We start from the raw sequence: 21,495 nt of genomic DNA, 5'->3' as shown, positions 1-21,495 counted from the left end.
TTCAGACGGCGAGTTCGCCCTTCGCCTTGATGACGGTGACCGCGCCAGCGTCGACCGCTTCGACGTCGAGGTGCATCGGGATGAAGTCCCGTCGGTCGAACGCTTCGCGCTCGTCCGCGCTCCCAACGGTACACCAGAGCTGAACCTCGTCCGGGCCGTGCCAGTCACCCTGCCGGCTGATGCCGAAGCAGACGTACTCCTCGCCGTCCACCTCGATGACCGCGTCCTTGCGGATGCCGGGGTCCCCGTGGATGATGAGTCGCTTCATGCAGCCTGCTTCGGAAACCCGCCCATTAAGCGCTTCGAAGGGGGGCAGCCGCTCGCGGCCCCAATCCCGACCGTCGCGAGCGGGGTGCGCGCGGCCGCCACGAGCATCGCATCGCGGTCAGTCGTCGTCCACGGTGGGCGATTCGACGAACTCGAAGCAAGCGCCGCCCTCTGGTGACTCACGGACGGAGACGGCCCAGCCGTGTGCCTGTGCGAGGCTCCGGACGATGTTCAGCCCGAAGCCGGTGCCGTCGGCGGTGGTCACACCCGCGTCGAACACGCGCTCGCGGAGTTCGGGCGGAATGCCGGGGCCGTCGTCGCCGACGTAGAACCCGTGGGGGGTGTCGCCCACGGTGACGGTCACGTCGGGGCCGACGTGTTCGACCGCGTTGCGCAGGAGGTTCTCCAGTATCCGCTGGAATCGCCTCGGGTCCGCGTCGACCGTGCGGTCGGTCTCGATGCGGAGTGTCGCCCCATCGGTCGCTACGGAGTTCCACGCTCCCTGCACGGCGGCCGACAGCGACACCGGCTCCGTGCTATCGACGGTCGTTCCCTGTCGGGCCGTCGTCAGCACGTCGTCGATGAGCCGTGCCATCCGTTCGTGGGCGGTCGCGATGTTCTCGAGGTAGACGGAGTCGTGCTCCTCGCGGGCCAACTGGAGGTAGCCCTCGGCGACCGCAAGCGGGTTCCGGAGGTCGTGGCTGAGGACGCTCGCGAACTCCTCGAGCTGTTCGTTCTGCGCCCGGAGTTGCCACTCCGTCCGTTCGCGGGCCGTGACGTCACGACCGATGCCACAGAGGCCCACGACGGTTCCCTCCGAGTCGGTCAGTCGCCGGCCGTGGAGGTCGAGCCGAACGTTGCTCCCGTCGGCGAGCACGGCGGTCACCTCGACGGTTCCCTCTCCCTCCTCGAGGATCGTGTCGATGGTCGTCTCGACCTTCTCGCGGTCCGTCTCCTCTACGAACTCCCACGGGCGCATCCCGGCGATTTCGGCGTCGGAGTAGCCCCAGAGGTCGTTGAACCGGCGGTTCCACTGGACCATCCGGCCGTCGGTGTCGATGACGTAGAACACGTCGTCGAGGGCGTCGAGGGCATCGTCGACGAACCGCCGCTGTTCGCGGAGCTGTGTTCGGGCGTCGACCTGTTCGCTGGCGGTCGCAATCGCCGCCAGCAGTCGGGTGGTCAGCGTGCTCCCCTCAGCGGGCTTCACCAGGTAGTCCGAGACCCCCGCGCCGATGGCTTCGCTGGCGAGTGCCTCGTCGCCATCGGCCGTGTAGAGCACGAACGGGAGCTCCGGCGCGTTCGCCCGGAGGTGCCGGAACAGCGCCAGTCCGTCCGTCTCGGGGAAGCGGTAGTCGCTGAGGACGCAGTCGGCCCCCTCACGAGTGACGAGCCCGAGGACGGCGGCGGGGTCGGTCGTCGCCTCGACCGTGAACCGACTGTCGGCCGCCAGCACCGACACCGTTCGGTCGAGCGCCTTGCGGTCCGCGTCGACGCACACCACCCGTGCGTGCTGGTCGGTCGTCATCTGCCCCCTACCTCGAAACCTATCGGTACCCAATCAGCATGAACTCTGTGGGACGCGTCGACGCGCATTCCCCACCGGGGTCGGTCCGTCCTCATCGCCACGTCCGTGCCAATGCACCCCGTCGGGCTCCAATCGATATGAATCGTGTGGCGATTCCCGCTGCCGAGTGTCACGGGCTCAGTCGGCGGTGAGCTCATCGACCGCCATCGCTTCGAATCCGCGTTCGAGGTCGGCGAGGAGGTCGGCGACAGCCTCGCGCGCTCGCTGCCGTGGCGGCCACGGTGCGCGTTCCGTCGTCGACGACGCTCGACTGCCGCTACCCTGCCCGCGTCGAGGAGGCGTGAAACCAAACGCGTTTTAACGGGGGACGCGTTAGCCTCGCGTAACAACCATGCAGATGCCACGCCGGTTCAACACGTACTGCCCGCACTGCAAGACCCACCACGAGCACGAGGTGGAGAAAGTTCGACGGGGTCGCTCGTCGGGGACGAAGTGGGACGCTCGCCGCACCCGCCGCTCGAAGGCGGTCATCGGGAACGCCGGTCGCTTCTCGAAGGTGCCCGGTGGCGACAAGCCCACCAAGAAGACGAACCTGAAGTACCGCTGTGCCGACTGCGGCAAGGCCCACCTCCGCGAGGGATGGCGCGCCGGTCGACTGGAGTTCCAGGAATAATGGCAGGGAGCTTCCTCCTCGTCAAGTGCCCGGACTGCGAGAACGAACAGACCGTCTTCCAGAAGGCCTCCACCGAGGTCGCCTGCGCGGTGTGCGGTCACACGCTCGCCCGGCCGACCGGTGGCATCGCCGCCGTCGAGGGCGAGGTCGTCGACGTCGTCGAGGACCGCACCGTCGACCCGCTGGCGTAACGCCGGCGCTTCTCTCCCGGTTTCCCCACCCGATAGCTTCGCGTCTCCGCACACCGCGGCACACCGACCGGACGGGCTTTTGAGTGCCCCCTTCGTAGGGCGACCATGCACATCGCCATCGCGGGCGCCGGGCTCGGCGGACTGGTCGCCGCCGCTCGGCTCGCCGAGGCCGGCCACGACGTGACGGTGTTCGAGGAGCGCGACACCGTCGGTGGGCGCGTCCGTTCGGTCCACGAGGGGGGCTTCGTCTTCGACCGCGGCTACCAGGTGTTGTTCACCGGGTATCCGGCGGTCCAGCGCGAACTCGACCTCGACGCGCTCGACCTCGGCGAGTTCGTCGCCGGGGCGACGCTCGCTCGCCCGAATCACCGGTCGACGCTCGCCGACCCCTTCCGTGCCCCCTCGACGCTCGTCGACACCGTTCTCAATCCGGACATCCAGGTCCGCGACAAACTCGGGACGTTCCGCCTCCAGCGAGAACTCTCCGGGCGCGACCCCGAGACCATCCTCGACGGCCCCACCGCCGACCAAACCATCGAGCAGTATCTCGCCGACCAGGGGTTCTCGCGGGCGTACGCCGAACGGTTCGTCGCGCCGTTCTACGGCGGTATCACGCTCGACCGCTCGCTCGGCACCTCGGCGGCGGTGTTCGAGTACACCTACAAGATGCTCTCGGAGGGAGCCATCGGGCTGCCAGCCGAGGGGATGGGGGCGATTCCCGAACAGCTCGCGGCACGAGCCGAGCGAGCGGGCGCGAGCATCGAACGCGGCACGCGCGTCTCGGTGGTCGACGGCCACGACGACGGTGCGAGCCTCACCGTCGACGGCGAGACCGTCGACGCGGACGCCGCAGTCGTCGCCACCGACCCCAAGACCGCCGGGGAGCTGACGGGCGTTTCGACTCCGACCGAGGCCAAGGCGTGCGTCACCCAGCACTTCGCGCTTCCCGACCACCGGAACCTGCGGACCGACCGGCGCATCGTTCTCAACAGCGCGGACGACCGACCGAACACGGTGTCGCCGTCGTCCGCGGCCCAACCGACGTACGCACCGGATGGCCAGCAGTTGCTGGTGGCGAACTTCCTCGGGACGCAAGCAGAGAGCGACGAGGAGCTCGCAGAGGAGGTCCGCGACGCGCTCGGCTCGTGGTACCCCGAAACGCGGTTCGACGACCTCGAACTGCTCCACACCGACCGCGTCGAGTTCGCGCAGTTCCCGCAGCCCCCGGGCTTCCGCGAGGACCTGCCCGCGCCCACCGCACCCGAGGGGAACGTCGTCCTCGCGGGCGACTACACCCGGTGGTGTTCGATCCAGGGCGCGATGGAGTCGGGGCGCGTGGCCGCCGAGGAAGTCGAGCGGCTGTAGCCGCTACAGCATCCGGCGGAACTCGCCCAGCGGGGGGAACTCGACGACTTCGTTGGCGTCGTCGTCCCACACCAGCGGTCGAAAGGCGTCGGCGTCGCGCACCAGCGGCGTCTGGAAGTCCTGTGCGGACATGTGGTTCACCTCGACGCCGGCAGCGAGTTTCGTGAAGCTCGGGAGCACGAGCACGTCCGCGCCGCGGTACGCGCCCGGCCCCCAGAGGTAGCAGGGGCGGCGCCGCCCCTCGATGCTGATCGTCGGGTGGTCGTGGCCGACGACGTAGCCCTCGGCCGCGGACTCGGGCGGTCGGTGTCCGTGACACACGACCCACTCGCCCGCGCGGACCTCGTCGTCGGTCGGGCCCTTCCACACCGAGCCGAGCATGGTGTCGTGGTTGCCGGGCGTGACGACCAGTCCCGTTCCGGCGGCGGCGGCGTGTCGTTCGAGCGTCTCGACGCTCTCGACGACACCCCGGGGAAGCGACGAGAACGAGTGGAGGAGGTCGCCCGCGAGCACGGTCCGCTCGGGCTCGAACCGGTCGAGGAGGGCGGCGAACCGCTCGGTGATGTCCTCGTGTTCGCCCAGCCGCAGCTCCACGTTCGAGGTGGCGTCCTTCCCGAGGTGCAGGTCCGCACAGACGAGCGTCGACGCCTCGGGGAGGTAGACGGCCCGGTCGTGGAGCTCGAACGCCATCGCCTCCGGATAGTCACTCGGCGGGGAAAGGCGTGCCGGGAGCCGATTCGCCGACGGCGGGGACAGGGGGTTTATACAGCCACCGGGCCTGCCACCGGTATGGTCGACGTTCTCGAGAACAAGCGGGCCGCGACGACCTTCCGCGTGCTCGCCGAGATCGCCGAGCGGGGCCCCGCGGTCAACCAGGGGGAGATCGCAGAGGCCGTCGGCGTCACCTCACAGGCGGTCTCGGAGTACATCCGCGAACTCGACGAGCGGGGGTTCGTCGAGAAGGAGGCGCGGTCGCGCTACCAGGTCACCAAGGAGGGGGTCGACTGGCTGTTCCAGCAGGCCGCCGACGTCCGTCGGTTCGCCGACCACGTCACCGAGGACGTGCTCGGGTCGATGCAGGAGGACGCCGCTGTCGCCACCGCCACCGTCGCGGAGGGCGAGACCGTCTCACTTTCCATCGAGGAGGGCTTGCTCCACGCGACGCCCGGTGACGAGGGGCCGGCGACCGGCGTCGCGACCACCGACGCCGACGCGGGCGACGTGGTCGGCGTCACCGGGTTCGCGGGCGTCATCGACCTCGACCCCGGCTCGGTGACGGTGTATCAGGTGCCGCCGGTCCGTTCCGGTGGGCGGGTCGACGAGGCCGCGCTCCTGACGGCGGCCGACGGGACGGACCTCGTCGCCGCAGACGGCGTCGAAGCGGTCGTCGCGCTCCGCGACGCAGGGGTCGAACCGGACGTGACCTTTGCGGCGGGCGAGGTGGCCGCCGACGCCGCGAGCCGCGGGCTCGATGTCGTTGTGGTCGTCACCTCCGACCTCGCGGGGCGCGTGACCGACGCGCTGCGGGACGCGGGGCTCGCGTACGAGGTCGCCGACCTCTGACGAGCCGTCAACCGTATGAACGGTTATCGTCTCGGGCGTCGTAGTGTGGAGGATGTCCCCGAACGAGCGCCCAGAGACGCGCACCGCGGCGGACCGGACGTCGGTGCTGGTTCTGCCGGACGACCGAATCTTGAGCTACGCGACCTACGGCGCCAGCGACGGCCCGACGCTGTTCTTCCTCAACGGCACGCCCGGGTCGCGGCTCATGAGCGACGAGTTCGACGGCGCGATGCTCGCTGCGGGGGTCCGCGTCATCGTCCCAGACCGGCCGGGAATGGGTCACTCGACGTTCCAGCCCGGCCGCCGCGTCGTCGACTTCGCGGACGACGTCGACGCGCTCGCTGACGACCTCGGCCTCGAGCGGTTCCCCGTCGTCGGCATCTCCGGTGGCGGGCCGTTCGCGCTGGCGTGTGGTGCTCGGCTCACCGACCGGGTGACGCGCATCGGGCTCGTCTGCTCGCTCGCCCCGCGCCGCCCCCTCGGCCCTCGGCCAGGTGCGAGTGTCCTCGATAGGGTGCGGTTCCGGTCGCGGGGGCTCTACCCGGTGAACCTCGCCGAGGCGATCGTCCAGTGGATAGTCACTTCCGAGCGTGGGCTGGAGCGCGTCGCCGAGTCCCTCCCTGCGCCCGACCGCGAGACGCTCCGCGACGACGAGTTCCGCGAGCGCGCGTCGGCGTCGATGCGTGAGGCGTTCCGGTCGGGCATCCGCGGCGTCGCGACCGAGACACACATCCTCAACGGTGACTGGGGGTTCGACCTCCACGAAGTCACCTGTCCGGTCGACGTGTGGCACGGCGTCCTCGACGAGGAGGTGCCACTCCGACACGGGGAGTATCTGGCAGCACAGTTGCCGGACGCGACGCTCCACGTGCTCGACGACGAGGCACACTTCTCGATGATGCTCCGGCTCGACGAGGTGTTCCCGGCCGCGCTTGGCGACCCAACCGGGGCCGCGGACGACTGGCGCTCGACCGCGTAGCTACCGCAACGGGATGTCGGCGTCAGAGCGTTTCGCGGCCTGCCGGACGGCCTCGTAGTACGTCGCGGCGTCCGCCTCGTAGACGAACGTCGCCAGCTCTTCGAACCCGAAGTCCTGGGCGGCGAACTGCGCGCCCATGTAGTTCGCTGGGTCGTCGAGCTCGCCGCTCTCCAGTACGTCACGCAACTGCTCGACGACCACATCGGTGATTTCGACGCGCACACTCGTCGTACCACGCCGGCGGGTTTGTGTCCTGCGGTCCCGGCCCTCAGGCGCGGGCGTGTTTCTGTGCCGTCGTGTACGCCTCGCGGACCTGCCGGAACTCGTCGGTATCGCCGCCGTGGTCGGGGTGGACCTCCTTCACCTTCTCGCGGTAGGCGGCTTTCACCTCGCGCTCGCTCGCCCCCGACGGAAGCCCGAGCACCGAGAAGGCAGCCTCCCGGGGGTCGATGTCCGTCTCCTCCTCGTCGCCGAACTCGACCTCGGGGGTGTCGAACGGCAGCCGATACCCCAGATTGACGCCCGGCATCTCGTGTTCACAGAGGACGGCGTAGGTCGGTGATCGCTCGATACGGTAGTACGCACGGGCGTCGAACGTGATGGCGACGTCGCGTTTCGGGAGGTAGAAGGCGACCTCCTGGCCTTCGACGAAGTGGTCCTCGGCGAACGCCTCGCCGATGGCCGAGAGGTACTGGCGAATCTCGGTGCGACGCCGGGCGTCGCCGTCGACGATCTCGGCCGTCTTGCGTGGCTGCGTCGGAAACAGGTGGACGCCGACCGCGAACACTCCGGCGACGCCGATGCTGGCCAGCATCCCCAGCCCGACACCGAGAACGAGCCACCGAGGAAGCTCGGTCAGCACCTCCGGAAGCACAGTCTCAGTTGGGGAACTGCGCATAAGAATCTCTCGGGCGGGGCACGTGCTGCGGGTATCTGACGGGCCGAGCCCCCCGTAGACGGGCAGTTCCGGGTGTTCTTGCCCGTACTGACGTGTGTTGACACGGGCCTTTGGACGATGTTGTCAGAACCCTTTGTAGCGTGCTGTACCCCGACCACGATAGCGCGGGGCACTGCTCCGCGAGCACGCATGACTCCCTTCGACGACGCATCCATCTCCCGGCGCGACTTCGTCCGCCTGTCCGCGGCGACCGGTGCGGCGCTGTCGCTGCCCGGCAACGCGACCGCGAACGCCGACGTCACGGCGTTCGACGCCGAGTATCGCTACGTCCAGAACCACACTCCCCTCGACTACAGCGTCCCGACACTGATCCGGGTCTCCGACGCCGCCGGGCTCGATGCCGTCCGTGCGGCTACGTCCGCGGAGGTCCTGACCACCGAGACGCCCGAGCCGGCGGCGTACGCGAAGCTGACGACCGCACAGGCCGTCACCGTCGCGGAGCTCCCGACCGCGGAGAACCTCTCGTTCTCGCCGGGGTCGAACCCGTTCTGGCGGCTCGGCTACTACCCGCTGGGGGTGTTCCCCGAGGCGACGCGCTCGGTCGACTTCATCTCCTACGAGCAGTTGACCGACGGGCTCGCCCAACTGGAGGCCCAGTATCCGAGCCGGGTTCGGGTCCAGTCCATCGGGAAGTCACCGGGCCACACCAACAACCTCACCGACCGCAACGACCCGAAGGACATCTTCGTCGCGGAGGTGACGAACTACGACAGCGACGCCTCCTTCGAGGAGAAGGAGAAGATCTTCTACTCGTGTTCGCTCCACGGCCTCGAACGCGCCGGGGCGGAGGCCGGCGCCCGCATCATCGAGAACATCGCTCGCGGCGACGACAAGGCGGGCTCGATTCCCGACCTGCTCGACGACGCCGTCTTCATCTTCGGGTTCACGAACCCCGACGGCTGGGCGGTACGCAACCCACAGTACGACTCCGGCTGGCAGACCGGAGGCCCAGGCGCGTCGCACCCACGCGCGCCGGCCGCGCCGCTCTACGAGCGTGGCAACGCCGAAATCTACGACACGAACCGCCAGTACCCCACCGTGGGGTACATCACGACCGCTCACAACCCCGGCGAGCCCGAGGCGGCGCCCGACTACATCCGCGAGAAGGTGCCCGACGCGCTCGCCATCGTCGAGCACTTCCGCGGGTACGAGAACCTGAACTACGGCGCGGACCTCCACGGCGGCCCGATATTCTCCGACTTCGTGCTCGGGCTCATCAGCCAGGACCAGTACACGCTGGAGGAGGCCCACGAGGTGTACGCGATGTGCGAGGTCATCAAGGAGAACCTCGACGGGGCGCTCTCGGAGTGGCAGACCATCGGCGACGCCACCGAACCCATCAGAGCCGAGTTCGGGAACCCGCAGGGGCTCTACGGCGGGGCCCTCCCCGACGACGGCTTCGACTACGCGACCATCTACGACACAATCGACTACACCGTGAGCGGGGCGATGCTCGACTGGATGGCCCACCCCGAGGAACTCGGCGGGCTCGGGATGACGACGCTCGACTTCGAGATGTCGTTCTCGCACATGGCCGGCGGGAACGTCTTCAACCCCGAACTCCTGCGGATGGAGGTCATCGGCTACCGGGAAGCCATCCGCACCATCTCGGACTTCGCGGTGCGGAACTCCGACACGCCGACGACCGCCGACGAGTTCGACACGACCGTCGACACCAAGGTCGAGACCGGGAGCGAGAGCGACGGCGAGCGCGTCGCGTACGTGACGCCGACGGACATCGACATCGTCGACGGCGAGGTCGGTGCGAGCGGCGACCCGCTCACGCGCTCCGCTGACGACCTGGAGTTCGCCAGCGACACCGCCGAGGTCGACTCGTTCACCCGGAGCGGCACCATCGGTCCCGGCGCGACCGGCGCCGAGACCACCGTCGAAGAGCCGTTCCACACCGACGACCTCGACGGGAACCCGTTCGCCGTCGACGCCTCGCTCTCGTGGACGCCGCCGGGCCAGGACCTCGAGTTCTACCTGCAGGACCCCGACGGCAAGCAGATCGGCGGCGCGGCGACCGCGAGTAACCCCGAGACCATCAGCGCCCCGCTGGAGAAGGAGGGAACCTACACGTTCATCGCGGAGACGTACGCGAACGTCGCGGCCCAGTACACGATCGAGGCGTCGTTCACCGGCGAGTCGAGTGGCTCGGGGAGCGGTTCGGAGACCGAGACCGCCTTCTACAGGCAGTCGACGACCGTCACCGAGCAGGGGACGACGACGGCAACCCAGGAGATCCCCGAAGGCCTCCACAGCATGCAGGTCCACACGCACGCCCACAGCGCGGTCATGGACCTCGAACTCGTCTCGCCGTCGGGCGACGTCGTCCGTTCGTTCGAGGGCATCACCGAGAAGCGCGTCGGCGGGAAGTGCTGTGGCTTCCCCGAGTGGGACGTCGCCGAACCCGAGGCCGGCGAGTGGACGCTCCGGCTGACGAACCTCCGGGCCGACGCTTCGGAAGTCGAGGTCATGTTCGGGACGCTCTCGTCGGGAGCGAACCCGGACCCGGAGGCCGCACTCGGCTACAGTCAGCGCGACTACGAGGTGACGCCGTTCCAGTTCTTCGCCGACTACGACGCCGCGGTGCGTGACGCCGGCGAACTCGTTCCCGTCTCGGTCGCCGAGGTCGCCGACGGCGGACTCGACGGCTTCGACCACGCCGTCGTCATCCACGACTTCGTCGGAGCCGAGGGTCGCATCAGCGGGGACGCGACCGCCCCCGACTACGTCGCCGCGCTCGACGAGTTCGTCGACGCCGGGAACAACCTCGTGGTGACCGACACGGGCGTCAACCTCCTGCGCGCCCTGGACAACGACCTCGTCGCCGACGGGCAGTTCGCCGACGGCGACGTCCAGACGGTGTTCCAGGAGGTCGCCCGCTACACCGAGAAGGATCTCTCCCACCCGCTTCTGACCGATGTGCGGCCCATCCAGAACCAGCTGTGGAAGGTCGCGCCGCTCGGCTACAAGGTGAACGGCGAGGCGCCGAACCATCTCGTGAACGAGACGGCGTTCACGACAGGGCCGGCGGTCTCGTCGGTCGCCGGCCGCACGGACGGACAGGTCGCCACGGGATCGCTCACGCCGTCGAGCGACTCGGGGACCGGCATCCACGTCGTCGGGTCGCTGCTGCCGCCGGCGAGTCAGTCGAACCTCCACCCGTTCGGCGTGCTCGACTACACGGTGTCGTTCCTCGGGTACCTCGTGTTCACGAGTGCGCTCGGCTTCCAGCAGGTCCGCACCGTCGGGGACGAGGAGTTCACGTTCGGGCGTGGCGACGACTGGAGCGTCGACACGGCTCCCACGACGGTCTCGGCGACGCGAACCGGTGACGACGGCACCGTCCTCACCACTGGGCAGACGTACCAGGCGACGGTCGAGGTGTCGGCCGACGGGGCGACCGAGGTCCGCGACACCGTCCCCGACGGCTGGACGGTCGTCGGGACCAGCGAGGGCAGCGTCGACGATTCGGGTGAGGCCACGTACGTCGTCGCCGACGCTACCGACGGGAGCGGGACGGTCGACTACTTCGCGGAGGCGCCCGACTCGACGGGCCAGTACACGTTCGGACCGGCGGCCGCGAAGGTCGACGGCAACTGGCTCACGGCGAGCGGGTCGACGAAGACCGTCACGGTCGTCGGCGCGAGCCAGAACACGGCCAGCGACACCGGGGCGACTGCTGACGGCACGACCAACGACGGGGCCGACGACGCGACCGGTAGTGTCCTCGGTGGCGAACTGCCGGGCGGTCGGCTGTAAGCCGGCTGGCGCCTGGTAATCGCCGAGCTACGCTTCAGTATCTCGTTACTACTCTCTCCTCCTTCCCGCTCCTCCAGCGAGCAACGAGTAACTCGGCCGTACTCTCGACCCTCGTCGAGTAACGTGGTTTCACCGGGGGTAGGAGATGTATAACGAAGATGCAGACACACGCGGGTGAGCATATGGGCCAGACACCCATGACTGGGCGATATCAGCGTCGACAGCCACCGACCACGATCGCGTGCGACGGCGGGATGTGGGGTGGTAGCCAATGACTGCCAGTCGGTCACCCTCGGTGCCTGAGGTGCGGCGACAGGTCGAGGACGCCCACCGACAGCTCCGGCGCGCGGAGCGTGCGCTTGCCGAGGAGTATCCGGACGTCGCCGAGCTGACGGCCGATCTCGTGGCGGAGACCGAGGCGCTGGCCGAAGTGCTCGATGCGACCGAGGAGGGGGACGACCGCTGGGACGAGCCGTCGACAGAGGTGCCCCAACGATGACAGCGGCGGTCACCACTCGCGAGCCGGACCACGACTGGCCGTGTCCGGTGTGCGAGGCGACGCTCGTGGAGGGGCAGGGGCTGTTCGCGTGCACCGACTGCGGCTGGTCGGGGACCGTCACGCGGGCCACCCGTGGGCTCCGCTGGACGACGAACTGGGACTAACCGATGTAGCGGAGGTCGTCGTCGCTCGGCGTCGGCCCCTGCTCCATCTCCTGCATCTTCGCGATGACTTCCTCCATCTCTTCGGCGCGGTCCGCGAGCGAGCCGTAGCCCACGTCGAACGCGAGCAGGTCGCCCAGCACGTCGAGCACGGCCTGTGCGCTCTTCGGGTCGACGAGGTAGCCCGAGGTCTCGCCCATCAGGCAGGCGGCGTCGAGGCCGCGTCGCTCGCCGAGGCCGAGGACGAGCCCCGAGACGCCGACGATCCCGCCGGCGGGTTCGTCCTCGCGGAACTCGACGCCCAGGCCCTCCAGTTCCTCGATGAGGGCGTCGGTCGTTGCGGCACCGAGCACCGAGTACTCCTCGATGAGTTCGCCGGTCGGGACCCCACCGAGGGCGAACGCGCGCTCACACCCGTACTCCTCCGCGATGTCGAGCAGGCGGTCGGTGAGATGGTAGTGCCCGGGGCCGTCGCCGGCCTGATGGTCGCCCGTGAGTACCAGTAGGTCGGTCGGCTCCTCGCCGTCGATGTGGACCGCGTGGAACGCCGCGGAGGCGAGCGTCGTCCGACCGTTTTCTACCGACACCTGCGGCGGGAAGTGCGTCGAGTAGAGTCGGGCGACGAGTTCGCCGTCGAACTCCTCGACGAGGTGTTCGGCCGCGAGCTTCCCGACGTGCCCGACGCCCGGCAGCCCCTCGATGAGGATGGGGTCGTCGAGGTCGGGGTCGGCGTACTCCTCGATGTCGAACTCGTTCATGGAGCGTGTTGGGTCGCTCCCGACTTAAGTGCGGTTCGGTCCGGTCGAGCCGTGAGGTCGCTCAGGCCTCGATACAGCGGTCCGTCCTCGGCACACAGACCTGTCGGGTGCGGCCCGTCGCTCGCCGCCGTCGGAGCCGCCGGCGTACCAAGCGTGCGGCCGTGACGGCCACGAACGTGGCACTCCCGGCCATCGCGGTGGCCGCCGGCGAGCTGACCACGACCAGGCCGACCACGAAGGCCGCGAACAGCAGCAGCGCCCCCGCGAGCGTCCGCCCGGGGCTGTACGTCGGTCGAGGGCCGAGCGAGTTGCCCGGCCCGGTTCGGCTTCCTCGCATCACAGGTGTAACTGGGGGCGCGACCGCCATAATGCTAATCTGAATGATATTTTTGTAACGCAGCTTACTGAACTGCGCTTGAGGAACCGCGTTCGGTTCGGGCGCGAGAAAGACTACTGGTCGCGTCGTCGCCGCCGGGCCCGCCGCCGGTACTCGCCGTACCGGTCCTCGGGGTTGAACGGGGCGGGCGCGCTGTTCGCCGTCGCCGCGCCGCAGTCGGGGCAGGTGTCGCCGAGCGTGTACACCGGCCGCTCGTGGGCCGTCTCCCACTCGCTGCAGACGCGGATGTCGGAGTGCATCTACTCGTCGTCGGTCTTCCGCTCGCGGTGGAAGTCGGCGGTGCCGCCGGCGGCCTCGATGGCCTCCTGGGCGCGCTCCGCGCTCGCTTCGAGCTGCGACTCCGCAGTCTTGTAGTTCGGTGCCTGCACGCGGATGCGGTACTCCGGCGCGCCGACGTACGTCACGGTCAGGTCGACCTCGTCGGGAACCTCGCCGTTGCCGCCGGCGGCTTCGAGCGCCTCCCGCACGTCCTCGACGCCGTTGGGGTTCGGCGAGCGGAGGTCGATGTAGCCCGTGACGGTGACGTACGGGACCGAGACGTTCTCGCGGGCGGTGTCGACGAGCGCCTCGATTTCGTCGTCGGTGAGGTCGGTGCCCTCGAGCGCTTCGGGCCCGTGGATGGCCGCGGCCTCGAACCCTTCGTACAGCGATTCGTACTCCGCGAGCAGCTCGTTCGCCACGCTGGAGAACTTCTCGTCGGTGATGTCGTCACCGAACGCGAGTTCCATCCACTTGTCGGCTTTCTGCTCGTTCTTCCACTCCTGGATCTTGTCCGAGCGCTGGTGGTCGTTGACGTCCTTGATGGAGAGGTCGACCTGCTGGCTCGACTCGTCGACTTCGAGCACCTTGCAGACGACCACTTGGCCGACGTTGACGTGGTCGCGGATGTTCTTGATCCACCCACTCGCCACCTCGGAGACGTGCGCGAGCCCACGCTTGTCCTCGTACTCGAGGAGGTCCACGAACACACCGAAATCCGCGATTTCGTCGACCTCGCCGACGACCAACTCGCCCGGCTCTGGCCAACCGCTGTATTTCATGTCCGTGTCTAACTCCGTGGCGGTGTTAAAGCGTTCGCAACCGCGGCTAGGCGTGGACGGTGGTGTTGGAAGTGGGACAGCGAACCAGCCCGTGAACACCTCGAAAGCCCCGACGGGCTGGGCTCGGTGCGGGCCGCGCGCTCCTCGGGGACTCGCTTCACTCGTCCCCTGCGGTGCTCACGGCTCCGCGCCTTCGCCCAGCCCGTCGCCCCTTTCAGTCCCACCCGCGTCGCTCCTCCGGCTAACCGATGCGGGTGGGACTGAAAGGGGCCGGTCTCTACGCGAACCCCGGCGACGCAAACACTGGAGCGAACGGAGTGAGCGAAGCGCGCAGCGAGCCGCGGGAGCGTAGAAACCGGGGGCTTTCGAGGTGGCGTTGACTGTGCTGTCTTCAGAACCATTCTCTGCTAGTCCACCTAGCCGAAATGGACAGAGGTAACTCCCGGCCGGCCTACATCCGCGTCATGCAGACGACCGCGGCGTTCGCCGGGCTTTCGTGTACGGACTGTGGCGAGACGTTCGACGCCGAGGAGGTGCCGGGTCGGTGCCCCGACTGCGGCGGCATTCTCGACCCCGACTACGACTACGACGCGCTCGACCTCACGCGCGACGGATTCGAGGGCGACGGCGTGTGGCGCTACGAGGCGCTGCTCCCGTTCCCGCGGTCGGTCGCAGTGACGATGGACGAGGGGGGAACGCCGCTCGTCGAGGCGCCGACCCTCGCGGAGGAACTGGGCGTCGGTCGCGTGCTCATCAAGGACGAGGGTCGCAACCCCACAGGGACGTTCAAGGACCGCGGCCAGGCGCTCGCGGTCACCGCGGCGAAGCTCCACGGGGCGACCGACGTGGCGCTCGCCACTGCTGGAAATGCGGGGCAGGCCGCGAGCGCCTATGCGGCACGGGCGGGCCTCGACTCACACGTGTTCGTCCCCTCCCGTGCGTCGTTCATCAACAAGGCGATGATCAACGTCCACGGCGGCGAGATGAAGGTCGTCGAGGGGCGCATCGGTGATGCGGGCGCGGCGTTCGAAGACGCCATCGAAAACGAGGACTGGCACCCGGTCCAGACGTTCGTCACGCCGTATCGCCACGAGGGGAAGAAGACGATGCTGTACGAGATCGTCGAACAGCTCGACTGGGAGGTGCCCGACCACGTCGTCTACCCGACGGGTGGCGGCGTCGGCCTCGTCGGGATGCACAAGGGGGCGAGAGAGATCCGCGACCTCGGCCTCACGGACGACCTCCCGGCGATGTGGGCCGCGCAGTCCGACGGCTGTGCGCCCATCGTGAAGGCGTTCGAGGAGGGGAAGGACGTCCACGAGGTGTGGGAGGTTCCGGACACCATCTGTGGCGGTATCGAGATTCCCGACCCCGGCGCCTCACCGCTCATCCTCGAGGCGCTGCGCGAGTCCGACGGGGGGGCCGTCGCCACCAACGACTCGGACATCCTCGACTCCGCCGTCACGGTCGCCCAGCACGAGGGCATCGAGATGGGCGTCACCTGTGCGGCCGCGGCGTCGGGCGCGTGGAGTCTCGCACAGGACGGTGCCTTCAGCGAGGACGACACCGTCGTCCTGCTGAACACGGGCGCGGGGAGCAAGGACGCCGACGTGATTCGGAGCCACCTGATGTCGAAGGGTATCTAGCCCTCTCACCCACCCGGACAATGCACGAATCGTGTGGACAATTGCCACCACGCAACGGTTTTCACCCGACGGTCCTCACTCCCGGACCGTGCTGACCACCCTGACCACCCTCCTCGTCGGCGTCGTGTTCGGGCTGGCGCTCGCGGCGCCGCCGGGGCCGATGAACGCCATCATCGCCGAGGAGTCCGTCCTCCGCGGGTGGACTGCGGGGTTCCGCGCGGGACTCGGCGCGGCCACTGCCGACTTCGTCTTCTTCGTGCTGGCGTACGTCGGCGTCGTCGCATTCGTCGCCGAGGTGACGCTCCTGAAGGGAGCGATGGTGCTCGTCGGGGGTGTTCTGATGCTGTACTTCGCGTACGGCGCGGCGACCGACGCGCAGACGACGTTCACGGCCTCGGACGCGGCCGAGGGAGAGAGTAAGGGCTTTCGAAAGGCGTTCGTCCTCGCGCTGACGAACCCCTACCAGATCCTGTTCTGGCTCACGGTCGGCGTCGGCCTGCTCGAACCGGGCACCGTCGACGCGCTGTCGTACGCGAGCGAGGCGCTCGCCGGCCTGCTCGTCGTCGAGACGGGCTCGCCCGCGCTGCTCGTCGGGCTGTTCGGTGGCATCGGCGTCTGGATAACGGGATTCCCGGCGGCGCTCAACGCGGCGAAAACGCGCGTGGACGGCCTCGCACCTGCCGTGGCCTACGGCTCCGCGGCGGTGCTGGCCGGCTTCGGGGTGTACTTCCTCTACGACGCGGTGACGACGCTCGCCTGAGTCAGAGCTCCCGGTCGGGATCGAGCTCCTCCATCTCGGCGATCTCGCCCTCGAGCCACTCCTTGAACCATCGGACGCGCTTGATGCGCTGGTGGGCCATCGACTCGGCGGTGTCGCTCACCACGCGAGAGACGGCGTCCTCACCGCGTTCGAGCACCCGGCCGACCATCTCGTTGGCGTCCATGTGGGTGCGCGCCTCGTAGCCCATCCGCAGCAGCATCAGCGTCGTCCCGTTCGCCCCGACCTTGTCCAGCAGGTCGGCCTCCATCAGACACCGCGCCTCTAAGGGCACGTCCTGGAGGTCGCCCTGATAGGAGTGGTCGCGGACCGCCTGACACACCTGGTCGACGAACGACGGCGGGTAGTCACCGTGGCTCTCGAGGAACTCACGGGCCACCCGTGCGCCCTCCTCGGCGTGGACGTCCTGGTCGGCTTCGAGCTTGGCGATGTCGTGGAACAGCGCCGCGACGCGGGTCACGTCCGCGTTCGCGCCCTCGCGTTCGGCGATGCGCGTCGCCAGGTCGGTCACGTTGAGGATGTGGTTGAAGCGGTACTCGGCGGAGTGCCACGGATACCAGCGCATCCGCCCGCCCTCCTCCTCGTTCTCGACGCTCGCGGCGAGGTAGTCGTGAACGAACTGCTTCATCTCCTCGAACTGTTCCTCGGAGACGGGGTTCTCCCTGATCTCAACACCCATATCGGGCCCCCCGAAAGTCGCGTCCGTTAATCATCTTACAGTAAAAAACGCGGTTTCGTCTCTTTAGGCTTACGACAGGCTCTAAGTTCGACTGCCCCTTTTTTCCAGACATGACCGAGCCGTTGTATCTCGACGCGGACCCGCCGCAGACGTTCACTGCGACGGTGGTCCGCAGCCTCGACGACCGGGTCGTCCTCGACCGGACGGGCTTTTACCCCGAGGGTGGGGGCCAGCCCGCCGACCACGGCACGCTCGCGACCGACGACTGCGAGTGGGCCGTCACCGACGTCCAGAAGCGCGACACCATCTATCACCACGTCGCGGACCCACCCGCGGAGGGGACGACAGTGACCGGAACGGTCGACTGGAATCGACGACGGGCCCACAGCCGCTACCACACGGCCCAGCACCTCCTCTCGGCCGTCCTGCTCGACGAGTACGACGCGCCGACGAGTGGGAACCAGCTGTACGCCGACCGCGCGCGCATCGACGTGACCCACGACCGGTTCGACGACGCGACCCTCGCGGCCATCGAGACGCGACTGAACGACCTCGTGGACGCCGGGCTCGACGTCTCGTGGTACACGATGGACCGCGAGCGCGCGGCAGCCGAACTCGACCCCGAGCGCACCCGACTCGACCTCCTGCCCGACTCCATCACCGAGCTCCGTCTCGTCGAAATCGCCGACGGCGACGGCGGGATTCTCGACCGGACCGCCTGTGCCGGCACGCACGTCGCCTCGACGGCCGATATCGGTATGGTCAGCATCGAGGGCCGGGAGACCGCCGGCAAGGGCCGCGAGCGCATCCGGTTCACGCTCGCGGAGCCATGAACGTCAGACAGGTCCTCCCGCCGGACGCCATCCCGAGCGTCGACGACCCCGCGCTCGTCACCGCGTACGAGGGAGCCCCCGACGACGAGGTCATCGTGGTCAACCTCGACGGCGACGCACGGGCGTATCCCGTCCGCTACCTCCACTACCACGAGATCGTCAACGACTCGTTCGGCTCCCGGCACGTCGCCGTCACGTGGTGTCCGCTGTGCGGGAGCGCGGTCGTCTACGACCGCACGGTCGACGGCCGAGTCCTCGAGTTCGGCGTCTCCGGCAAGCTCGCGGACGACGACCTCGTGATGTACGACCGCGAGACAGAAAGCGAGTGGAAGCAGTCGCTCGGGAGGGCCATCGCCGGCCCCCTCTCGGGAAACCGAACTCGACGTCCTGCCGGCGGCGATGACTACCTGGCGTGCGTTCCGAGCGGCCCACCCCGACGGCCGGGTGCTCGCACCGCCCGGCGGCGAGAGCGAGGTCGCTTCGGACAGCGACGACCCCGCACCGGTCGACTACGACACCGGCCCCTACGACCGCTACTTCGAGATGGCGGGGTTCGGACTGGACGCCCACCGCGGCGGCGACTCCCGTGCGTGGGGCCGCGACGACCTCGACCCGAAGACCGTCGTGCTGGGTGTCGAACGCGACGGCGATGCCTTCGGCTTCCCGCTTCCCGAGGTCGAGGCTGCGGGCGGCGCGGTCACGTCGACCGTCGGTGACAGCGAGGTACTCGTGGTGGCGGGCGACGCGGGGCTCCACGCCTTCGAGCGACCGGCTGGCGATATCGACGCGGTCACCGGGGTGGACCTGACAGCCGGGACCGACGCTGACGGCCAGCGCCTCACGCGGCTTCCGGCACGGCGGCTGTTCGCGTTCGCGTGGCAGGACGACCACGGGAGCGACTCGTTCTGGTTCGCGTTGTGACTGTCGGCCATCGGGATTGTTGCAGTGCCCTGCGCAGTTTTTTGAGGGGGCGCGTCGTTGGTGTCGTGTATGCAGGTTCGTGAAGCCACTCGTGACGACGCCGACGCCATTCGTGCTGTCGCGCGCTCGTCGATGCAGGCGTCCTACTCGCTGAGTCCGCAGGCCATCCGTGGAGCCGTGAAGAACTGGTACGCCGACGAGCCGCTCGCGGAGAAGCTCGAGGACGACCAGCTGCTCTTGCGGGTCATCGAGTTCGAGAACGAGGGCATCGTCGGGTTCTCCGAGAGCGTCCTGCTTGACGAGTCCGGTGACATCCTCTGGCTCCACGTCGACCCGATGTTCCGGGGCGAGGGGCTCGGCGCCAAGCTGTACGAGTTGACGCACGAGACGCTCGCCGAGCACGGCGCCACCGAACTTCGGGGTCGCGTACTCGCCGACAACGCCGAAGGGAACGAGTTCTACGAGCACCACGGCCTCCACCTCATCGGTGAGGACACCGTCGAGATCGACGGCAAGGAGTACGTCGAGAACATCTACTCGGAGCAGGACCCCAAGGCGCCACACGTCGTCAAGGCGGACGGCAAGGAACTGTACGTGCTGACGACCGACTCCGACCGCGGCTCGAAGGGGGCGTTCCACTCCGTCTACACCGACGCCGAGGGGACGAACAAGTACGGCTACTTCTGTTCGAACTGCGACACGCTCATCACCTCGATGGACTCGATGGGGCGGATGGAGTGTGACGAGTGCGGCAACGTCCGCAAGCCCACGCGCTGGGATTCGGCGCACATGTAGGCTCGCGCGGTCGACTCACGCCGCAGCGTTTCGCCGCACCGCATCGACCGTCACCGCCCACGCGAGCGCCGCCAGTCCCACGTCGCGGGCGACGATGTCACCGAACAGTCCCGCCGTCAGCCACACTACCGTGAGGTACCCCACCGTCGCGGAGAGCGACACCGCCGCGACGAACGCCGCGACCGCCGTGTAGCGGTCGACGACGAGTGCGAGGCCGAAGGCGAGTTCGAGCCAGCCGTTCGCCAACATGAACGTCGTCGGCGAGACGACGATGAGCGGTTCGAGCCAGTCGACGACGTAGACGGTCCACGCCCCCGGGTCGAGCAGCTTGTGCGCGCCCGCCAACAGGACCATCAGCCCCAGCCCGACCCGCGCGACCGTCCCGGGTGCCGGCGTCCGCGCTGCGAGCGACTCCACGGCGCGACCGAACTCGTCGACTGCCATCGGCCGGTTTTGGCACCGCACGTACATATCCCCACCGGGAAGCAGGTCACTCAGCGCCGCTCGCCGGAGTCGTCGCCCCGCGCGTCGATGGCCGTCCGCAGCGCCCTGACCTCGTCGAGTACCGCGCGCCACTGCTCGACGCTCCCCGGAATCTCGTCGCCCGTCGCGCGGTCGACGAGCTCGCGGACGGACTGCGGGTCGTCGATGCGGTAGAAGTCGACGTCGTTCCCGCCGGCGATCTCGAGCCGGACGGTCCCGTAGCCGAACAGCGTGCCGGTGATACCCTGTGAGAAACTGCTGTTCTGCACCTTCGAGAGCGACGACTGGACGACGCGCCGGCCGAGAACGCCCGTCTTCGCGTACACCGCGCGATCGGTGACGAGGAACTCGGTGTTCGTCACCTCCAGGTACGCGTAGCCGGGGACGGCGAGTGCCACCGGCGCGGCGAGCAGTATCGGGAGGTACTCGAGTATCCACGCGACGTACGCGACGACGGCGACTCCGACGAGCCCTGCGACCACGGCCGGGATGATGGTCGTCAGCCGGGGGCTCCCCGACCAGACGATCTCCTCGTCGGGGTCGAGCGTGAGCCAGTCGCGCGACGCCGAGGGCTCACTGCGTTCGGCCTCGCGGCTCACGGCGCCCTCCCGTCGCCGTTCCCTCGACCCGAGGCCGCACTGCGTTTGGCCTCGCGGCTCATTCGTTCTGAGACTCGACGGCGGCCCGAATCGCTCGCAACTCCTCGACGATGTCGTCGAGCACCGCGGCCTTGTCCTCGGGAGCCTCGCGTTTCCCACCCTTCACACGACGGTTGATGAGTTCCTGGACCGCCTTCGGGTCGGGGACGGACTGGAACGCCATCTCGACGCCCGCGCCGCCTGCGGTCGAGATGTCGATGTTCCCGTAGCCGAACTGTCGGCCGAAGAACCCCTGCGAGTACGAGGTGTTCTGGACCTTCTCGAAGTCGACGCGCTGGACGCTCCGCGAGAGGATGCCGCTCTTGCGGTAGAGCGCGTCGGTCGTCACGACGTACTCGGTGTTCTCGCGGGTGAGATACGACGCGACGATGATGAGGATGCCGACGAGGACGATGGAGAGCGGGATGCCGACCACGAGCGCCGGAATCAAACTGCTCTCGTGGGGCTTGCCCGACCAGACGAGGTCCTCGTCGTCGTCGAGCGTCAGCCAGTCGAACTCGGTTGGAGAGTCGGTAGATGCCACGGCCGACCCACACGGCCGACGCCCAAGAACG

25 protein-coding genes and 2 pseudogenes are annotated in these 21,495 nt (G+C 68.6%); 14 read left to right on the top strand and 13 right to left on the bottom strand.

The window, feature by feature from the left end; all coding sequences use genetic code 11:
- Nucleotide 1: 1 nt before the first annotated feature.
- Together NL126_RS20535 and NL126_RS20530 are read right to left on the bottom strand one after the other, a co-directional pair.
- On the bottom strand, nt 2-268 hold the full coding sequence (locus tag NL126_RS20535) for an HAH_0734 family protein (protein ID WP_255196750.1): 267 nt from the start codon (nt 266-268) through the stop codon (nt 2-4).
- Nucleotides 269-385: 117 nt separating this feature from the next.
- Entirely contained in the window at nt 386-1,795 is a 1,410-nt protein-coding gene (locus NL126_RS20530; protein WP_255196749.1) for a hybrid sensor histidine kinase/response regulator, read from the bottom strand.
- Nucleotides 1,796-2,186: 391 nt separating this feature from the next.
- On the opposite strand from NL126_RS20530, the gene NL126_RS20525 reads away from it, so the two are divergent.
- From NL126_RS20525 to NL126_RS20515, 3 genes are all read left to right on the top strand, one after another.
- Nucleotides 2,187-2,468 (top strand): 50S ribosomal protein L44e, encoded by a 282-nt coding sequence (locus NL126_RS20525; RefSeq protein WP_255196748.1) that lies wholly within the window; start codon nt 2,187-2,189, stop codon nt 2,466-2,468.
- Complete coding sequence (locus tag NL126_RS20520; RefSeq protein WP_255196747.1) at nt 2,468-2,659, top strand: 30S ribosomal protein S27e; 192 nt, start codon at nt 2,468-2,470, stop codon at nt 2,657-2,659. The genes NL126_RS20525 and NL126_RS20520 overlap by 1 nt, the downstream gene beginning before the upstream one ends.
- Before the next feature lie 105 nt (nt 2,660-2,764).
- A complete protein-coding gene (locus NL126_RS20515; RefSeq protein ID WP_255196746.1) occupies nt 2,765-4,024 on the top strand; it encodes an NAD(P)/FAD-dependent oxidoreductase in 1,260 nt (419 codons plus the stop codon).
- A gap of 3 nt (nt 4,025-4,027) precedes the next feature.
- On the opposite strand, the gene NL126_RS20510 is transcribed toward NL126_RS20515, so the two are convergent.
- Nucleotides 4,028-4,714 (bottom strand): metallophosphoesterase, encoded by a 687-nt coding sequence (locus NL126_RS20510; protein WP_255196745.1) that lies wholly within the window; start codon nt 4,712-4,714, stop codon nt 4,028-4,030.
- A 99-nt stretch (nt 4,715-4,813) separates the two neighbouring features.
- On the opposite strand from NL126_RS20510, the gene NL126_RS20505 reads away from it, so the two are divergent.
- Together NL126_RS20505 and NL126_RS20500 are read left to right on the top strand one after the other, a co-directional pair.
- Nucleotides 4,814-5,587 carry a DUF7839 domain-containing protein gene (locus NL126_RS20505; RefSeq protein WP_255196744.1) on the top strand — a complete coding sequence of 258 codons (774 nt, stop codon included), beginning with the start codon at nt 4,814-4,816 and terminating at the stop codon, nt 5,585-5,587.
- A gap of 52 nt (nt 5,588-5,639) precedes the next feature.
- Nucleotides 5,640-6,566: an alpha/beta fold hydrolase gene (locus tag NL126_RS20500; protein WP_255196743.1), complete on the top strand. Its 927-nt coding sequence runs from the start codon at nt 5,640-5,642 to the stop codon at nt 6,564-6,566.
- Here NL126_RS20500 and NL126_RS20495 read toward each other — a convergent pair whose 3' ends face one another.
- Nucleotides 6,567-6,788 (bottom strand): hypothetical protein, encoded by a 222-nt coding sequence (locus NL126_RS20495; protein ID WP_255196742.1) that lies wholly within the window; start codon nt 6,786-6,788, stop codon nt 6,567-6,569.
- A gap of 46 nt (nt 6,789-6,834) precedes the next feature.
- Nucleotides 6,835-7,380, bottom strand: coding sequence for a J domain-containing protein (locus tag NL126_RS20490; RefSeq protein ID WP_255198879.1), 546 nt, complete (start codon nt 7,378-7,380; stop codon nt 6,835-6,837).
- A 273-nt stretch (nt 7,381-7,653) separates the two neighbouring features.
- On the opposite strand from NL126_RS20490, the gene NL126_RS20485 reads away from it, so the two are divergent.
- The 3 genes from NL126_RS20485 (at nt 7,654) to NL126_RS20475 (ending at nt 11,955) form a co-directional block, all read left to right on the top strand.
- Entirely contained in the window at nt 7,654-11,292 is a 3,639-nt protein-coding gene (locus NL126_RS20485; RefSeq protein ID WP_255196741.1) for a M14 family metallopeptidase, read from the top strand.
- 271 nt (nt 11,293-11,563) lie between these two features.
- Nucleotides 11,564-11,791 (top strand): hypothetical protein, encoded by a 228-nt coding sequence (locus NL126_RS20480; protein WP_255196740.1) that lies wholly within the window; start codon nt 11,564-11,566, stop codon nt 11,789-11,791.
- Complete coding sequence (locus NL126_RS20475; RefSeq protein ID WP_255196739.1) at nt 11,788-11,955, top strand: hypothetical protein; 168 nt, start codon at nt 11,788-11,790, stop codon at nt 11,953-11,955. The genes NL126_RS20480 and NL126_RS20475 overlap by 4 nt, the downstream gene beginning before the upstream one ends.
- Here NL126_RS20475 and NL126_RS20470 read toward each other — a convergent pair.
- From NL126_RS20470 to NL126_RS20455, 4 genes are all read right to left on the bottom strand, one after another.
- Nucleotides 11,952-12,710, bottom strand: coding sequence for a proteasome assembly chaperone family protein (locus NL126_RS20470; protein ID WP_255196738.1), 759 nt, complete (start codon nt 12,708-12,710; stop codon nt 11,952-11,954). The two genes, NL126_RS20475 and NL126_RS20470, sit on opposite strands and share 4 nt — an antisense overlap.
- Nucleotides 12,711-12,771: 61 nt before the next feature.
- The gene (locus tag NL126_RS20465; protein ID WP_255196737.1) at nt 12,772-13,047 is read right to left on the bottom strand and encodes a hypothetical protein; all 276 of its coding nucleotides are present in this window, start codon (nt 13,045-13,047) and stop codon (nt 12,772-12,774) included.
- A gap of 113 nt (nt 13,048-13,160) precedes the next feature.
- On the bottom strand, nt 13,161-13,346 hold the full coding sequence (locus tag NL126_RS20460) for an RNA-protein complex protein Nop10 (RefSeq protein ID WP_255196736.1): 186 nt from the start codon (nt 13,344-13,346) through the stop codon (nt 13,161-13,163).
- Nucleotides 13,347-14,147 (bottom strand): translation initiation factor IF-2 subunit alpha, encoded by an 801-nt coding sequence (locus NL126_RS20455; RefSeq protein WP_255196735.1) that lies wholly within the window; start codon nt 14,145-14,147, stop codon nt 13,347-13,349. It lies immediately after the preceding gene.
- 464 nt (nt 14,148-14,611) lie between these two features.
- Between NL126_RS20455 and NL126_RS20450 the strand changes: the two genes are divergently transcribed.
- Both NL126_RS20450 and NL126_RS20445 read left to right on the top strand, forming a co-directional pair.
- The gene (locus NL126_RS20450) at nt 14,612-15,793 is read left to right on the top strand and encodes a threonine synthase (RefSeq protein WP_255198878.1); all 1,182 of its coding nucleotides are present in this window, start codon (nt 14,612-14,614) and stop codon (nt 15,791-15,793) included.
- A gap of 91 nt (nt 15,794-15,884) precedes the next feature.
- On the top strand, nt 15,885-16,553 hold the full coding sequence (locus tag NL126_RS20445) for a LysE family translocator (RefSeq protein ID WP_350355513.1): 669 nt from the start codon (nt 15,885-15,887) through the stop codon (nt 16,551-16,553).
- 1 nt (nt 16,554) lies between these two features.
- On the opposite strand, the gene NL126_RS20440 is transcribed toward NL126_RS20445, so the two are convergent.
- Nucleotides 16,555-17,250: an HD domain-containing protein gene (locus tag NL126_RS20440; protein ID WP_255196733.1), complete on the bottom strand. Its 696-nt coding sequence runs from the start codon at nt 17,248-17,250 to the stop codon at nt 16,555-16,557.
- Between the two features lie 110 nt (nt 17,251-17,360).
- On the opposite strand from NL126_RS20440, the gene NL126_RS20435 reads away from it, so the two are divergent.
- From NL126_RS20435 to NL126_RS20420, 4 genes and pseudogenes are all read left to right on the top strand, one after another.
- Nucleotides 17,361-18,083, top strand: a complete 723-nt coding sequence (locus tag NL126_RS20435; protein WP_255196732.1) for an alanyl-tRNA editing protein — start codon at nt 17,361-17,363, stop codon at nt 18,081-18,083.
- A pseudogene (locus NL126_RS22160) lies at nt 18,080-18,400 on the top strand (DUF3179 domain-containing (seleno)protein); the annotation flags it as partial. The gene NL126_RS20435 and the pseudogene NL126_RS22160, both read left to right, overlap by 4 nt.
- Before the next feature lie 82 nt (nt 18,401-18,482).
- Nucleotides 18,483-19,004: a DUF3179 domain-containing (seleno)protein gene (locus tag NL126_RS22155; protein ID WP_255196731.1), complete on the top strand. Its 522-nt coding sequence runs from the start codon at nt 18,483-18,485 to the stop codon at nt 19,002-19,004.
- A 69-nt stretch (nt 19,005-19,073) separates the two neighbouring features.
- Nucleotides 19,074-19,799: a GNAT family N-acetyltransferase gene (locus tag NL126_RS20420; protein WP_255196730.1), complete on the top strand. Its 726-nt coding sequence runs from the start codon at nt 19,074-19,076 to the stop codon at nt 19,797-19,799.
- A 15-nt stretch (nt 19,800-19,814) separates the two neighbouring features.
- Here the strand turns inward: NL126_RS20420 and NL126_RS20415 are convergent, their stop codons facing one another.
- The 3 genes and pseudogenes from NL126_RS20415 to NL126_RS20405 all read right to left on the bottom strand — a co-directional run.
- The gene (locus NL126_RS20415) at nt 19,815-20,243 is read right to left on the bottom strand and encodes a DoxX family membrane protein (protein ID WP_255196729.1); all 429 of its coding nucleotides are present in this window, start codon (nt 20,241-20,243) and stop codon (nt 19,815-19,817) included.
- 50 nt (nt 20,244-20,293) lie between these two features.
- Nucleotides 20,294-20,881, bottom strand: coding sequence for a PH domain-containing protein (locus tag NL126_RS20410; RefSeq protein WP_255196728.1), 588 nt, complete (start codon nt 20,879-20,881; stop codon nt 20,294-20,296).
- Nucleotides 20,882-20,948: 67 nt separating this feature from the next.
- Nucleotides 20,949-21,464, bottom strand: a pseudogene (locus NL126_RS20405) (PH domain-containing protein); the annotation flags it as partial.
- Nucleotides 21,465-21,495 lie beyond the last annotated feature (31 nt).

It is taken from the genome of Halorarius litoreus, assembly GCF_024362405.1.
GTDB classification, from domain to species: domain Archaea; phylum Halobacteriota; class Halobacteria; order Halobacteriales; family Haloarculaceae; genus Halorarius; species Halorarius litoreus.
Note: the sequence above shows the minus strand (reverse complement) of the source record. Positions and strands in the feature narration are given on the sequence as shown.